Source organism: Bradyrhizobium sp. Cp5.3, from assembly GCF_000426265.1.
Lineage (GTDB): Bacteria > Pseudomonadota > Alphaproteobacteria > Rhizobiales > Xanthobacteraceae > Bradyrhizobium > Bradyrhizobium neotropicale.
Genome location: NZ_AUFA01000008.1, coordinates 99,544 through 113,003, shown reverse-complemented (window position 1 = coordinate 113,003; position 13,460 = coordinate 99,544). Strand labels below are relative to the sequence as shown.

At 65.3% G+C, this 13,460-nt stretch carries 16 protein-coding genes; 8 read left to right on the top strand and 8 right to left on the bottom strand.

Annotation, left to right across the window (positions count from 1 at the left end; genetic code table 11):
• Positions 1-63: 63 nt before the first annotated feature.
• A complete protein-coding gene (locus K289_RS0112715; protein WP_027551859.1) occupies positions 64-981 on the bottom strand; it encodes a LysR substrate-binding domain-containing protein in 918 nt (305 codons plus the stop codon).
• A gap of 317 nt (positions 982-1,298) precedes the next feature.
• Here K289_RS0112715 and K289_RS0112710 point away from each other — a divergent pair, with 317 nt between their 5' ends.
• The 4 genes from K289_RS0112710 to K289_RS0112695 all read left to right on the top strand — a co-directional run bounded on the left by K289_RS0112710 (position 1,299) and on the right by K289_RS0112695 (position 3,988).
• A complete protein-coding gene (locus tag K289_RS0112710; protein WP_027551858.1) occupies positions 1,299-2,078 on the top strand; it encodes a sulfite exporter TauE/SafE family protein in 780 nt (259 codons plus the stop codon).
• A complete protein-coding gene (locus K289_RS0112705; RefSeq protein WP_027551857.1) occupies positions 2,075-2,305 on the top strand; it encodes a hypothetical protein in 231 nt (76 codons plus the stop codon). The genes K289_RS0112710 and K289_RS0112705 overlap by 4 nt, the downstream gene beginning before the upstream one ends.
• A gap of 147 nt (positions 2,306-2,452) precedes the next feature.
• Positions 2,453-3,160: a glutathione binding-like protein gene (locus K289_RS0112700; RefSeq protein ID WP_027551856.1), complete on the top strand. Its 708-nt coding sequence runs from the start codon at positions 2,453-2,455 to the stop codon at positions 3,158-3,160.
• Between the two features lie 129 nt (positions 3,161-3,289).
• Positions 3,290-3,988, top strand: a complete 699-nt coding sequence (locus K289_RS0112695; protein WP_027551855.1) for a glutathione S-transferase family protein — start codon at positions 3,290-3,292, stop codon at positions 3,986-3,988.
• 116 nt (positions 3,989-4,104) lie between these two features.
• Here the strand turns inward: K289_RS0112695 and K289_RS52225 are convergent, their stop codons facing one another.
• Complete coding sequence (locus K289_RS52225; RefSeq protein WP_027551854.1) at positions 4,105-4,293, bottom strand: cysteine-rich CWC family protein; 189 nt, start codon at positions 4,291-4,293, stop codon at positions 4,105-4,107.
• A gap of 115 nt (positions 4,294-4,408) precedes the next feature.
• On the opposite strand from K289_RS52225, the gene K289_RS0112685 reads away from it, so the two are divergent.
• The 3 genes from K289_RS0112685 to K289_RS0112675 all read left to right on the top strand — a co-directional run bounded on the left by K289_RS0112685 (position 4,409) and on the right by K289_RS0112675 (position 7,656).
• Positions 4,409-5,974 (top strand): DUF1800 domain-containing protein, encoded by a 1,566-nt coding sequence (locus K289_RS0112685; RefSeq protein WP_027551853.1) that lies wholly within the window; start codon positions 4,409-4,411, stop codon positions 5,972-5,974.
• A 4-nt stretch (positions 5,975-5,978) separates the two neighbouring features.
• Entirely contained in the window at positions 5,979-7,193 is a 1,215-nt protein-coding gene (locus tag K289_RS0112680; RefSeq protein ID WP_156917932.1) for a DUF1501 domain-containing protein, read from the top strand.
• A gap of 139 nt (positions 7,194-7,332) precedes the next feature.
• Positions 7,333-7,656, top strand: a complete 324-nt coding sequence (locus tag K289_RS0112675) for an antibiotic biosynthesis monooxygenase (RefSeq protein ID WP_027551851.1) — start codon at positions 7,333-7,335, stop codon at positions 7,654-7,656.
• 79 nt (positions 7,657-7,735) lie between these two features.
• On the opposite strand, the gene K289_RS0112670 is transcribed toward K289_RS0112675, so the two are convergent.
• The 6 genes from K289_RS0112670 to K289_RS0112645 all read right to left on the bottom strand — a co-directional run bounded on the left by K289_RS0112670 (position 7,736) and on the right by K289_RS0112645 (position 11,676).
• Complete coding sequence (locus K289_RS0112670; RefSeq protein ID WP_027551850.1) at positions 7,736-8,677, bottom strand: aldo/keto reductase; 942 nt, start codon at positions 8,675-8,677, stop codon at positions 7,736-7,738.
• A gap of 269 nt (positions 8,678-8,946) precedes the next feature.
• Positions 8,947-9,402, bottom strand: coding sequence for a GNAT family N-acetyltransferase (locus K289_RS0112665; protein ID WP_027551849.1), 456 nt, complete (start codon positions 9,400-9,402; stop codon positions 8,947-8,949).
• Between the two features lie 96 nt (positions 9,403-9,498).
• Positions 9,499-10,311 (bottom strand): PAS-domain containing protein, encoded by an 813-nt coding sequence (locus K289_RS0112660; RefSeq protein ID WP_027551848.1) that lies wholly within the window; start codon positions 10,309-10,311, stop codon positions 9,499-9,501.
• A 127-nt stretch (positions 10,312-10,438) separates the two neighbouring features.
• On the bottom strand, positions 10,439-10,597 hold the full coding sequence (locus K289_RS51525; RefSeq protein ID WP_198024696.1) for a hypothetical protein: 159 nt from the start codon (positions 10,595-10,597) through the stop codon (positions 10,439-10,441).
• A gap of 74 nt (positions 10,598-10,671) precedes the next feature.
• The gene (locus K289_RS51520; protein WP_198024695.1) at positions 10,672-10,848 is read right to left on the bottom strand and encodes a hypothetical protein; all 177 of its coding nucleotides are present in this window, start codon (positions 10,846-10,848) and stop codon (positions 10,672-10,674) included.
• Between the two features lie 177 nt (positions 10,849-11,025).
• A complete protein-coding gene (locus K289_RS0112645; protein WP_027551847.1) occupies positions 11,026-11,676 on the bottom strand; it encodes a glutathione S-transferase family protein in 651 nt (216 codons plus the stop codon).
• A gap of 549 nt (positions 11,677-12,225) precedes the next feature.
• Between K289_RS0112645 and K289_RS0112640 the strand changes: the two genes are divergently transcribed.
• Positions 12,226-13,428: a pyridoxal phosphate-dependent aminotransferase gene (locus K289_RS0112640; RefSeq protein ID WP_027551846.1), complete on the top strand. Its 1,203-nt coding sequence runs from the start codon at positions 12,226-12,228 to the stop codon at positions 13,426-13,428.
• Positions 13,429-13,460: the final 32 nt, after the last annotated feature.

The following is a 13,460-nucleotide window of genomic DNA, read 5'->3' as shown; positions in this document are numbered from 1 at the left end:
GTGTGCATGTGAAACGGTTCACATGCCGTCGGCTTTTTCGCCCAGAGGACCGGATGTAGGCCTTCAGTTCCGCGCTGCGGTGCGGCCGATCCGCCTGGCCGGACGAGCCGCAGGCTCGGCCGCCGCGCGCATGATCCAGCGGCGGAACGCGGCGAAGTCGCGCTGCTCAGTCTGAAAGCTGCGATACACCAGGTACCAGCGCATGCCCTTGGGCACCGAGAGGTCGAACGGCGCCACCAGCCGGCCGGCGGCGAGATCGTCGTCGATATAGGGCCGGATGCCCATGGCGATGCCGAGCCCGTCGGCGGCAGCCTGCAGCGACTGGCCGTAGAATTCGAATTCGGGACCGCGCGCGTTGATGCGGGTAACGGCCGCAGCCTTCAGCCAGATCGGCCAGTCCTCCGGCGAATGCGCGACGCGGATCAGGCTCGGTCCCTTCAGGTCGGCCGGCCGTCTCAGGCTGGCGGCGAGGCGGGGCACGCAGACCGGCGTGAGGTCGCCGGCGAACAGCGGCTCGGCGACGAGGCCGGGCCAGTCGCCGGTGCCGAGCTTGATGCCGCAGCTCCAGTCCTCGCCGAACGGCACCGCCGCGCCGCCGGTGGTGAAGCGCACCTCGATGTCGGGCTCCTCGCTGCGAAACTCCGACAGTCGCGGGATCAGCCAGCGCATCGCAAAAGTATGCCCGACGCCGATGGTGAGCACGCGGACGCTGGAGGATGCCGTCACCTGCGCGGTGAGGCTTGCGAGCGCATCGAAGATCGGAGTCAGCCCGCTCTGATAGGCCCGCCCGGCCTGGGTCGGCACCAGGCGGTTGGCCTTGCGTTCGAACAGCGCGACGCCGAGGCGCTTCTCCAGAAGATGCACCATGCGGCTGACGGCCGCCGCCGACACGTTGAGCTCGATGCCTGCGGAGGCAAAGCTGCCGGTCCGCGCCGCCGCCTCGAATGCCTTGATGCCGTTGAGAAAGAGCAGCCGCCGCAAATGTCGTACCCTCAGGAAAGCTGATGCCAGGCCAAGATAACTCAGTTTGCGCGAGCACGACAAGCGAGGCACAAGAATGAGTGTAATTCCAAGTTGATTTGCCGATCAGGGAAGCCGCCTCTTCGCCTCTCCCCGCCTGCGGGGAGAGGCCGGAATTTGAGCGAAGCGCAAATTCCGGGTGAGGGGGAGCCTCCGCGAGTCCAACTGCTCGCGTCTTTGCGGACGCAGCCCCTCACCCCAACCCTCTCCCCGTAAGAACGGGGAGAGGGAGAATGGACAGCTTGCGTCCCTGACGTGCCACCACAGGAGACCTCTTCGTGACGCCCATCATGATCGCTGCCCTCGGATTGCTGATGGTCGCCACCGCCTTCCTGTCGGGGTTGTTCGGCATGGCGGGCGGGCTGATCCTGATCGGCGTGCTGCTGGCCCTGATGCCGCTGCCGACCGCGATGGTGCTGCATGCGATCACGCAGATGGCCTCGAACGGCTGGCGCGCCGTGCTGTGGCGCGCACATATCCGCTGGCGGCCGGTGTTCGTCTATCTGATCGGCTGCGCGCTGGCCCTGGCGCTGTGGTCGATCACGCGCTACGTGCCGGACAAGCCGGTCGCGCTGCTCTTGCTCGGCGTCACGCCGTTCATGGCGCGGATGATGCCCGCGGGCATCAAGCCGAATCCGGACAGCATCTGGCAGGGGACGTTCTACGGCTCGATCTGCATGGGCCTGATGCTGATGACCGGCGTTTCGGGGCCGCTGATGGACACGTTCTTCCTCGGCGGCAAGTTCGGCCGGCGCGAGATCGTGGCGACGAAGGCGACCTGCCAGGTTGCGAGCCATTTCACCAAGCTGCTTTATTTCGGCGGCATCATCGATCAGGCTGCCTCGCTCGATCCGGTGCTGGCGGGGGTTGCGATCGCAGCCTCCATGCTCGGCACGAGCCTTGCGCGCCGGTTGCTCGAAGCGATGACCGATCAGCAATACCGCGTCTGGGCGGCGCGGCTGATCACCACCATCGCCTGCTACTACATCGCCTATGGAAGCTGGCTCCTGCTCCGCACGCCGGTGCTGGCGGCCTTCGACAAGGGAGGTTTGCAATGAGCGAGACGGCCGATCCCCTGGTGCTCGATTTCGTCGAATGGATCGCGCGCGAGCCGCGCGCCTATGTCGAGGTGGTCTCGACCTGGAAGACGTCATGCCCGCGCCTCACCATCTGGGAGGACGCCGCAGACCGCGGCTACGTCGCGCGCGAGACCTTGCCCGGCATGGGCTTGATCATTGCGGTGACCGAGGACGGCGAGAAGCTGCTGCGCGCCAACGGGCGGTGATGTCTTCGCCTCTCCGCATTTGCATGTGAGGCAAGGCAATCACGCGGCCGTCATCAGCGGAACCATTGACTTGGGCAGGGCTTGGCGCGAACTTCATGCAATCGCATCTTTCTGCGATCGCCTCCCTCCAGCCCGGGACATCCAGCCATGATCGACCTGCATTACTGGACCACGCCGAACGGCCACAAGATCACGATGTTTCTCGAAGAGACCGGACTGAGCTACAAGGTCATCCCGGTCAACATCGGCAAGGGCGAGCAGTTCAAGCCGGAGTTCTTGGCGGTCGCGCCCAACAATCGCATCCCCGCCATCGTCGATCACGCGCCGAAGGGCGGCACGAAGCCGCTGTCGATCTTCGAGTCCGGCGCCATCCTGCTTTATCTCGCCGAGAAGACCGGCAGGTTTCTCCCGACCGACCTTTACGCGCGCTACGACGTGATCCAGTGGACCTTCTGGCAGATGGGCGGCCTCGGCCCGATGGCCGGCCAGAACCACCATTTCCGCAACTACGCGCAGGACAAGATCCCGTATGCGATCGACCGTTACGTCAACGAGACCAACCGTCTCTACGGCGTGCTCAACAAGCGCCTCGCCGATCGCGAATTCGTTGCCGGCGACTATTCCATCGCCGACATGGCGTCCTATCCCTGGGTGGTCGGCTATGCGAACCAGGGCCAGAACATCGACGACTTCCCGCATCTGAAGCGCTGGCTCGAAACCATCCGCGCGCGCCCCGCCACCGAGCGCGCCTACGCGCTCGCCAAGGAGGTCAATCCGAACTTCGGCAAGCCCGCCATCCGCACCGAGGAGGAACGCAAGATCCTGTTCGGGCAGACCGCGTCGGTGGTGCGGTAGGACGACGACTGTCTCCTCACATCGTCATTGCGAGCGCGAGCGAAGCAATCCAGAATGTTTCCGCGGCGATAGTCTGGATCGCTTCGTCGCCAGAGCTCCTCGCAATGACGGAGCAAGTGGAGGCGCTCCATGTCACTCAAGCTCTTCGAACTCGTCGGCACCGACGCCGGCCGCCCCTTCAGCCCGTTCTGCTGGCGCACGCGGATGGCGCTGGCGCACAAGGGGTTGTCGGCGGAATCGCTGCCGTGGCGTTTCACCGAAAAAAGCGCGGTCGCACCGCATGGCTCGGAGAAGGTCCCGGTACTGCTGCATCACGACAGGCCGGTGGTCGATTCCTGGACGATCGCGAATTATCTCGAAGACAATTTTCCAGACCGCCCGTCGCTGTTCGGCGGCGAGGGCGGCCGCGCCATGGCGCGCATGCTCAATGCCTGGGGTGACATCGCTATCGTCGGCGGCATCTTTCCGCTGATCATCGCCGACATCCCGAAGAACTTGGCCGAGGTCGACGCCGCCTATTTCCGCAAGTCGCGCGAGGCGCGCTTCGGCGGCAAGGCGCTCGAAGACATCATGGCGAGCCGCGACACCGGCGTGGTCGCGTTCCGCAAGTCGCTGGAGGTGATGCGCCAGACGTTCAAGACGCAACCCTTTCTCGGCGGCAGTGCGCCGAACTATGCCGACTACATCGTCTTCGGCGGCTTCCAATGGGCGCGCGTCGTCAGCCCGTTCAAGCTGCTCGAAGCGGATGATCCTGTCCATGCGTGGCGCGAGAAGCTGCTCGATGCGTTCGACGGCATGGCGCGCAAGTCGCCGGGACATGCGGTGTAGTTGTCACCCACGCTCTCTCCCAATGTCGTCCCGGCGCAGGCCGCAATAATATCGTTGAGAGAGCGTACACTCCCTCCTCAACGTCGTCCTGGCTTTTGCCAGGACGACGTTGAGGACTATTTCGCCGCCGCCTTCCGCAAACACTCCCGGCACAAGCAATCATCGCCCTCGACCGGCATCGGCAGCCGCGCGACCTCCTCCGCGCACCAGCAGGTGCTCGAGAGGTCGCAGCCGAACTCGGTGCCGCAGCGGGAACAGGCGAGGCGTCGCGGCGGCTGCAACGGAAAGTCTTTCGGATTTGTCATGATTTACGCCGAAGCTTCGCCGTCATTTTTCATGTCGGGTTCATCTCCCGCCGCGATATATTAAACCTCGCGCATACGCCCGGGAAGCGTCTGGCAAGGGGCAGAGGACACATCGATGGCCCGCGATTCGCAAGCCGCCCTCGTTGCGCTCAACCGGTTCGGTTTCGGGGCGCGCGGCGGGGCCTCCGGCGATCTCATCAACGCGGCTTCCGATCCGCGCGGATTCGTGAAGGCGGAACTCGGCCGTCCCAACGGCGTGCTGCTGGAGGCGCCGGGCCTGCAATCGACGCCGCAACTCGGTCAGGCCGTGTTCGCCTATCAGGATCAGGTGAAGCAGGCGCGCGAGGCCGCGAAGGTCGCCGCGCCCGCCGAAGCGCCGCCCGCCCAGGCGCCCGCCGATCCGAAGCCCGACACCAAATTGCGTCGCAATCTCTCGCTGAACAGTGCGGCGACCGAGATCGCCGGCCAGATGGCCGAGGCGAAGCCGGCGGACAATGCGGCGAAGCCCGACACGATGCAGCCGAACCCGGCCGCGCCGCCCGCCGTAAAGCCCGCGCCGCAGCCGCTCAACGTCATCCAGAAGACGTTCCGTGCCGAAGCGCTGGCGCGGTTGCAGCGCGCGACGCTGGTCGAGTGCGGCTTCACCGAGCGGCTGGTCGTGTTCTGGTCCAACCATTTCTGCATCTCCGCAAGCAAGGGCGAATTGGCGCGGATGTGGGCCGGCGCGTTCGAGCGCGAGGCGATCCGCCCGCACGTGCTCGGGCGTTTCGCCGACATGCTGAAGGCGGTCGAACAGCACCCGGCGATGCTGTTCTTTCTCGACAACCAGCAATCGCTCGGACCGGATTCGCGTGCCGGCCAGAACCGCAAGCGCGGGCTGAACGAGAATCTCGCGCGCGAGATCATGGAGCTGCATACGCTCGGCGTCGGCGGAGGCTATACGCAGGAGGACGTCACCTCGCTGGCGCGCATCATCACCGGCTGGACTTTTGCCGGCCGGCAGGGACAGCTGGGAACACCAGGCTCGTTCGTGTTCAACACCAATGCGCACCAGCCCGGGCCGCAGCAGCTGCTCGGCAAGACCTATGAGGCGACCGGCCTTGCGCAGGGCGAGGCGGCGCTCGCCGACATCGCGCGCCATCCCTCGACCGCGAACTTCATCGCCACCAAATTCGCCCGACACTTCGTCGCCGACGATCCGCCGCCCGCGCTGGTGGCGCGATTACGCGACGTCTTCGTCAGGACCGACGGCGATCTCAAGGCGCTCGCGACCGCGCTGGTCGATTCCGACGAAGCCTGGAAGGCCCCGCTGACCAAGATGCGCTCGCCTTACGACTTCCTGGTCGCGAGCGGCCGGCTGCTCGCGCGCGTGCCGGAGGACCCCGGTCTATATCTCAACAGCCTCAACCTGCTCGGCCAGCCGCTGTGGTCGCCTGCGGGGCCAAATGGCTTCCCGGACACCAGCGCCGCCTGGGCGGCGCCCGAAGGCATGAAGCTGCGGCTCGACATCGCCGCGCAGATGGGCGCGCGGCTCGGCAACAACATCGACCCGCTTGACCTCCTGGAGTTCGCCGCCGCGGACGCGGCCTCCATCGAAACGCGGCGAACCGTCGAGCGGGCGGAGTCGCGCCAACAGGCGCTCGCACTGCTGTTGATGTCGCCGGAAATGCAGAGGAGATGATGTGATGGATTGCACCGAGAACCGGCTCCTCACCTCGCGTCGCGGCCTCCTGCTCGGCGGCGCCTCCTTCGCGGCCTGGGCTTACTTGCCGAAATTCGCGCGCGCGGCGGACGGGCGCGATCCCCGCCTGGTCGTCGTAATCCTGCGCGGCGCGCTCGACGGGCTCTCGACCGTCGCGCCGGTCGGTGATCCCGATTACGCCGGCCTGCACGGATCGATTGCGCTCGCGGCGGATGGGGCGCATCCCGCGATCATGCTCGATACCTTCTTCGCCCTGCATCCGGCGATGCCGGAATTCGCCCGCATGTATCGCGACAAGCACGCCGCGGTGATCCATGCTGTCGCAACACCCTATCGCGACCGCTCGCATTTCGACGGCCAGGACGTGCTCGAGAGCGGCTATGCCGGCCCGGGCCGAGTGCAGTCCGGCTGGCTCAACCGCGCACTGGAAGCGCTGCCACGCGGTGAGCGGGTGTCCAGTGCGCTCGCGGTCGGCCCCACCACGCCGCTGGTGCTGCGCGGCGCGGCGCCGACCGTCGGCTGGGCGCCGGTCGCGCTGCCGCAGGCCGACGACGACACCGCGATGCGGCTCGTCGATCTCTATCGCCATCGCGATCCCGTACTGGCATCGGCGCTGTCGCAAGGCCTACAGCTCGAAAAGGCCGCGAGCGGCGATGACATGAAGCCGAAGCCCGGCAATGCGGCCATGCAGATGCGGCAGGTGGCGCGCGGCGCCGCCAAGCTGATGGCCGCCGACGACGGTCCGCGGATCGCGGCACTCGCCTTCGACGGCTGGGACACGCACGCCAATGAAGGCGGCCCGGTCGGTCGCCTCGCATTCCTGCTCGGCGGCCTCGATGGCGCGCTGGCCGAATTCGAGAGCAGCCTCGGTGAGCGCTGGCGCGACACCGTTGTTGTGGTCGCCACTGAGTTCGGCCGCACTGCGCGCATCAACGGCACCGACGGCACCGACCACGGCACCGGCACCATCGCGCTGCTTGCCGGCGGCGCCGTGAAAGGCGGCCGCGTCGTCTCCGACTGGCCGGGCCTCAAGCTCGCCAACCTGTACGAAGGTCGCGACCTCAAGCCCACCACCGATTTGCGTTCGGTGATCAAGGGCGCGCTGCAAGGCCAGTTCGGCCTGTCCGATCGCGTGCTGGCCGAGACGGTGTTCCCCGACAGCGCCGCGGCCCGGCCGATGAAGGGGTTGGTGGCTTAACTCAAAATTGTCATTCCGGGGCGCGCGTCAGCGCGAGCCCGGAATCCATTCATCCGCGGAGCAATGGATTCCGGGCTCGCGCCTTGCGGCGCATCCCGGAATGACGAAATAATCCGCGCAGCATCAGGAGACCATCCGCATGTACATCGCCATGAATCGCTTCCGCGTTGCCAAGGGTTCGGAGGCTGCTTTCGAGCAAATCTGGCTCACGCGCGACACCCATCTCGACAAAGTGCCGGGCTTCATCGAGTTTCATCTGCTGAGGGGACCCGAGCTCGAGGACCATACGCTCTATGCCTCACACACCGTGTGGGCGAACCACGCGGCGTTCGAGGCCTGGACCAAGTCGGAGGCGTTTCGCGCGGCGCATCACAAGGCCGGCGACAACAAGCCGCTCTATCTCGGCCATCCGCAGTTCGAGGGTTTTGAGGTGATGCAGACGGTCGGACGCGGCGCGAAATAGCGCCGCGCTGTTTGTTGTTTGAGCATGATCTCCGCGCAAACGCGTTCCGCGTTTGTCGCGAGGGAAAACCGCTGCATGCTCAAGCCTTGGTGATCTGATCGATCTCGGCAAGATCATCCGCGCTGAGCTGCCAGGCGATCGCCTTCACGTTCTCCTCGATCTGCTCGACGCGGGTGGCGCCTGCGATCACGCTCGACACCTGCGGGCGCGCCGCGAGCCAGGAGAAGGCGAGCTCGAGCATGGTGTGGCCGCGCGCCTTGGCAAACGCCTGGAGCTTCTCGACCATGTCCTCGTTGCGCGGCGTGACGTAGCGGTCGCGCAGCGCCGGCGCCTTTGCAAAGCGCGTGTCGGCGGGCGCAGCGGTGCCGCGCTGGTATTTTCCGGTGAGCAGGCCGCTTGCCAGCGGGAAGAACGGCAGCAGGCCCAGTTTGTATGCCTGCGCGGCCGGCAACAAATCCGTCTCGATGTCGCGCACCACCAGGCTGTATTCGTCCTGGCAGGAGACGAAGCGGCTGACGTTCATCGCGCGCGCGGTGAACTCGGCCTCCGCGATGCGCCAGGCCGGGAAGTTGGAATTGCCGATATAGCGGACCTTGCCCTGGCGGATCAGATCGTCGAGCGCGCGCAGCGTCTCTTCCATCGGTGTCAGCGGGTCGTAGTCGTGCTGCTGGTAGAGATCGATGTAGTCGGTCTTGAGCCGCGTCAGGCTGGCCTCGACGGCGTTCATGATGTAGCGGCGCGAGGCGCCCTGCTTGGTGCCGTCGGTCGCCATCGGCTTGGAATATTTGGTGGCGAGCACGATGTCCTTGCGGCGATCGCCGAGCACGGTGCCGAGCACGGTCTCCGATCCGCCCATACCCGCATAGATGTCGGCGGTGTCGAACAGCGTGATGCCGAGATCGAGCGCGCGATGGATCACCTTGCGCGAGGTCTCCAGATCCGTGCGCTGGCCAAAATTGTTGCAGCCGAGCCCGACCGCAGAGACGCGCAGGCCGGAGGCGCCGAGATTGCGAATTTCCATGGGAGATCCTGATCAAGGGCAAGCAGCAATGGCATTGTGACCCGCCGAGCACCGCGCCGGCAAATGCGCTGCCCGCGCTGCTGCCATGCTGACAAGAAAATTGCAGGCAAAAAAATGCGGCCCCTGTCAGACGCGGCGACTGACGGGGACCGCTTGGGGCGCTTGATCGGTGACGGGGGGCCGGATCAGACGCAGGCCCAACCTAGCGCTCTACTGTTACGTGCGGGTGACAGGCAAAGTTATCCACAGGGGCGTGCGCCCCGCCGGGATCAGAACAGCTTGCGGTAGACGATGAAGCCGGAGCGCTCCGCGACCTTGTCATAGAGGCTCTGTGCCGTGAGGTTGGTCTCGTGCGTCTGCCAATAGACGCGCGGCGAGCCTGCGAGCTTCGCCCGCTCGTAGACGCCGTAGATCAGCGCCGAGGCAACGCCCTTGCCGCGCGAGGCTTCGAGCGTGAACAGGTCCTGCAGATAGCAGGACGGCTCGATCGCGGTGGTGCTGCGGTGGAACAGGTAATGCGTCAGCCCGAGCAGCCGGCCCTCGCTCTCGGCGACCAGCGCGTGCACCGGCTCGTAGGCATCGAAGAAGCGCTGCCACGTCATGTGCGTGATCTCGGCTGCGAGCGCGGTCGGGCCGGAGCGGCCGTAGAAGGCATTGTAGCCGTCCCACAGCGGCAGCCACTGATCGTAATCCTGCCGCGTGACGGAGCGAATGGTGAGCGACATGTCGAAATCCCGCGATCCAAAGGAGGAGAGGCGCGAGGCCTCCGTGACGCGTCCTTCATACGTGATGATGGCCGCGCCGATCAATCCGCGCTCGCGCTACTCCGCAACGCGTAAATAGCGGATCAGGTTGCGGTTCGATGGATCGCGCAGCGAGCGGTAGTAGTCGGCCTGTGCCGGCGTATCGGTGTGGCGCACGAGGTCGGTCACCGGCGTGTAGCTCAGCATGCGTCCGCCGTCGGGCAGCGCGGTACAGACGAAGCGCAGCACCTCGCCATTCCGCAAGTTGATGTTGATCGGGGTGGCGTCGCCGATCCGCACCATCTCCATGCGTTGCGCGATGAAGGCGCTCAACTCGTCCTCCGGCAGCTCGAACGCGCCGGTGTCGCGGCCGTGATACATCAGCGCGATGAAGGGCGGCTTGCCGTCGGCCTTGGCGTCGGGCAGCGCAAAATAGTCGCGGAACGCGCGGTTGATGAACTCGGCACGGGTCTCGGCATCGAGCAGCACGATGCCGATATCGACCTGGTCGAGCGCCGCCGACAGACGTGCGGCGATGGCGTGGTTGCGGCGCTCGGCGGCGAACGTCTCGAGCAGGCGCTCGCGCATCAGCCCGGTGATGGCGGCGGTGCCGGCAGCCGTTGTCGCCAGCAGGCCGAGCCGGACCAAATCGATCAAGGTGATTCCGGGAATGGCGCCGTGATTGAAGAAGAACAGCACAGCACCGATCACCGCGAAAGCCGCGCTGGTTGCGGCGGAGCCGAAGCCCGACAGCGATCCGGCAAGGGCCACGATGCAGACGAACAGCGGCGCGGGCGAGGGGCCGGCGACCGATCGATCGAGCAGGATCGCCAGCAGCGCAACCGCTGCCGTCAGCACCGGACCGGAGATCGCACGCCAGCCGAACCGCATGGCCCTGTCTCGCTCCTCCCTGAACGAGGAAGGGCGTCAGACTGGCCGATTGTTGTGGAAAGGCGATGTGTTTCGTGCATCGCGCTTAAGGGGGAGCTGCGCGGAAGCGCAAAGCTTTCGGATGATTTTAGGCCAAATGTGCGGGCATCGGCTGCCGTTGCAGCGTGGGCGCGTTCAGCATCGAGGTGCCGATGTTCTTGCGCGTGCCGGCAAAAATCAAGAGCGACGCCGCGACCAGGATGGCCGCGGTCAGGGTAATTGCAACGAGTATCACCGGTGACTTCATCGAAGTCCTGTCGCGTTGCCGATCGGCGGGTCGTCACAGGGCGCCGTGAAGGCTGGTCCAGGATGAGACGGGGATCAGACCGGAAGACCCATCGCCATGGTCGCCTTGGTCGACAGCACCGTCAGGGTGACGATCAGGCAGAGCGAAAGCGCCGCGATCGCGAGCGAGGCCGCGACGGCGTTGGTCAACCGGGAAGAGGCGGCGATGACGGGTCGGCCCTGAAAGCCTGCCGTGCCGGACGCCCGAATCATGGTCTAAATCCTTCAGCGTGCGAGCGAATCACCCGCGACGCCGAACAATTTCACAGTTTCAACCGGCAACATTGGGGCGGCTATCGCGCTGATCGTGGCGGGATTGCGGCAAGGAATACCGTTATGCCCGCTATTTCCCCGATATGCCCGCTATTCCCCTCATCCCAGCCGGGGCCCTCAGGCGCCGGCCGCAATGCTGGCGGGATCGTCGATGTCGGCCGGCCGCCAGGCCATCGTGACGAAGCCGGGCGTTTCCTCGACCCGTTTCAGCCAGTCCCGGATCGCCGGAAAGGTCGAGAGGTCGAAGTCGCACCGCTCGGCGACGTGGGTGTAGCCGTAGAGCGCGATGTCGGCGACCGTGAGCTGGCGCGCGGCAAAATAGGCGTTGGTCTTGAGGTGATTTTCCATCACCTGGAGCGCGCCATAGCCGCGCTCCATCCAGTCCTCCAGCGCGTGGGTCTGGAGGTCGCGACCGCCCTTGACCAGCGACAGCCAGAAATAGGCCGCGCCGAGGTTCGGCTCGAGCGCGTGCTGCTCGAAGAACATCCATTGCAGCGCCTCGGCGCGATCGATGCGGTTCTCCGGCGCGAGCGGCGTGCCGACGGCGACGTACCAGAGGATGGCGTTGGATTCGGCAAGGTAGCGGTCGTCGCCGACCTCGAGCAGCGGCACTTGCCCGGACGGATTCTTCGACAGAAAGTCCGGCGTGCGGCTCTCGCCGCGCAGAATGTCCACCTCGATCGCTTCGTAGGGCACGTTCAGCAGCGCCAGCGCAAGGCGGACCTTGTAGCTGTTGCCGGAGCGTTGCATCGAATAGAGCTTGTACATTCTAGAGGATTCGATTCCGAGGACGTGAAGGCGCGGCGCTTGTTGCCCCGCAACGCGGCTAAACAATGATGCCGTTGCGAATCCGCCGCAAGGCCTGATCAATAGAAAAACTCGAAAACCCTACCGCACTGCAACGCTGCGGAAAATCATTTCCGCAGCATGATGCAAATCGGATCACGCTTGCGTCAACGTGTAAGCGCTTGCCTCCGCGCGATCGTGTAGGAGCGGTGAATGAGTGTGATCGCATCAGGCGCTGTCGATCGAGCGCGGGCTCGCGGCGTCAGCCTGACGTCAGTCTCATGGCGGTCCCTTGGCCCTTTGGAAGCGCTAAATTGCTCCGAGGACAGCGCTTGCCGGATATGAGGGATTCAGGCGGCAAAGTTGCGAAATATTGCGTTCCGCCGTGCTCAGAACGCCCCAAATTCGTAAACTTTTTCAAGATCGGGCCGAAGTTTCTTGCGGTGCAGCGGCGCCCGTTTTAGGGTGGCGTATTCCCACAATCAGAGTCGTGAGACCTCAAGGGTTCACGACGCTCGCCAGGAGATGATGATGTCCTTCCTTGCCGCTGCGCTCGACCGTGTGAAGCCGTCCGCGACCATCGCGGTCACGGATAAAGCACGCGCGCTGAAAGCGGCGGGCCGCAACGTCATCGGCCTCGGCGCCGGCGAGCCCGACTTCGACACGCCCGCCAACATCAAGCTTGCGGCGATCCACGCCATCGAGGCCGGCAAGACCAAATACACCGCGGTCGACGGCATCCCCGAGCTGAAGGAAGCGATCATCGCGAAATTCCAGCGCGAGAACGGCATCAGCTACAAGCCGAACCAGGTGATCGTCGGCACCGGCGGCAAGCAGGTGCTCTACAATGCGCTTATGGCGACCATCAATCCGGGCGACGAGGTGATCATCCCCGCGCCGTACTGGGTCAGCTATCCCGAGATGGTGGCGCTCGCCGGCGGCGAGCCGGTGTCGGTGGTCTGCACCGCCGCGACCGGCTTCAAGCTCCAGGCCGAGGCGCTCGAGCGCGCGATCACGCCGAAGACCAAATGGGTCATCCTGTGCTCGCCGTCGAACCCGACCGGCGCTGCCTATACCAAGGCCGAGCTGAAGGCGCTCACCGACGTGCTGGTGCGGCATCCGCATGTCTGGGTGATGACCGACGACATGTACGAGCACCTCGTCTATGACGACTTCCAGTTCACGACCGTCGCTCAGGTCGAGCCGAGCCTCTACGACCGCACGCTCACCGTGAACGGCGTGTCCAAGGCCTATTGCATGACCGGTTGGCGCATCGGCTATGCCGGTGGTCCGGCGCAGCTCATCAAGGCGATGGCGACGATCCAGTCGCAGTCGACCTCGAACCCGTGCTCGATCGCGCAGTGGGCGTCGGTGGAGGCGCTGAACGGTCCGCAGGACTTCATCCCCGCCAACAACAAGGTGTTCAAGGAGCGCCGCGACCTCGTGGTCTCCATGCTCAACCAGGCGAACGGCATTGAATGCCCGCGGCCGGAAGGCGCGTTCTACGTCTACCCGTCCTGCGCCGGCACCATCGGCAAGAAAGCGCCGTCGGGCAATTTGATCTCCAACGACGAGCAGTTCGTCACGGAGTTGCTGGAGACCGAGGGCGTCGCTGTCGTGCAGGGTTCGGCCTTCGGCCTCGGCCCGGCCTTCCGCATCTCCTATGCGACCAAGACCTCGGATCTCGAAGACGCCTGCAAGCGCATCCAGCGCTTCTGCGGCAATCTGCGCTAAGCTCGCAGTAACGATCTGACATGAAAGGGCCC

Excerpts from the sequence above, each read along its gene's own strand:
- K289_RS52225 (WP_027551854.1), bottom strand. The coding sequence starts at position 4,293 with ATGACAAATCCGAAAGACTTTCCGTTGCAGCCGCCGCGACGCCTCGCC.
- K289_RS51520 (WP_198024695.1), bottom strand. The coding sequence starts at position 10,848 with ATGATTCGGGCGTCCGGCACGGCAGGCTTTCAGGGCCGACCCGTCATC.
- K289_RS0112640 (WP_027551846.1), top strand. The coding sequence starts at position 12,226 with ATGTCCTTCCTTGCCGCTGCGCTCGACCGTGTGAAGCCGTCCGCGACC.
- K289_RS0112700 (WP_027551856.1), top strand. The coding sequence starts at position 2,453 with ATGATCGACCTGCATTACTGGACCACGCCGAACGGCCACAAGATCACG.
- K289_RS51525 (WP_198024696.1), bottom strand. The coding sequence starts at position 10,597 with ATGAAGTCACCGGTGATACTCGTTGCAATTACCCTGACCGCGGCCATC.
- K289_RS0112645 (WP_027551847.1), bottom strand. The coding sequence starts at position 11,676 with ATGTACAAGCTCTATTCGATGCAACGCTCCGGCAACAGCTACAAGGTC.
- K289_RS0112705 (WP_027551857.1), top strand. The coding sequence starts at position 2,075 with ATGAGCGAGACGGCCGATCCCCTGGTGCTCGATTTCGTCGAATGGATC.
- K289_RS0112680 (WP_156917932.1), top strand. The coding sequence starts at position 5,979 with ATGGATTGCACCGAGAACCGGCTCCTCACCTCGCGTCGCGGCCTCCTG.
- K289_RS0112670 (WP_027551850.1), bottom strand. The coding sequence starts at position 8,677 with ATGGAAATTCGCAATCTCGGCGCCTCCGGCCTGCGCGTCTCTGCGGTC.
- K289_RS0112675 (WP_027551851.1), top strand. The coding sequence starts at position 7,333 with ATGTACATCGCCATGAATCGCTTCCGCGTTGCCAAGGGTTCGGAGGCT.
- K289_RS0112665 (WP_027551849.1), bottom strand. The coding sequence starts at position 9,402 with ATGTCGCTCACCATTCGCTCCGTCACGCGGCAGGATTACGATCAGTGG.
- K289_RS0112660 (WP_027551848.1), bottom strand. The coding sequence starts at position 10,311 with ATGCGGTTCGGCTGGCGTGCGATCTCCGGTCCGGTGCTGACGGCAGCG.
- K289_RS0112685 (WP_027551853.1), top strand. The coding sequence starts at position 4,409 with ATGGCCCGCGATTCGCAAGCCGCCCTCGTTGCGCTCAACCGGTTCGGT.
- K289_RS0112695 (WP_027551855.1), top strand. The coding sequence starts at position 3,290 with ATGTCACTCAAGCTCTTCGAACTCGTCGGCACCGACGCCGGCCGCCCC.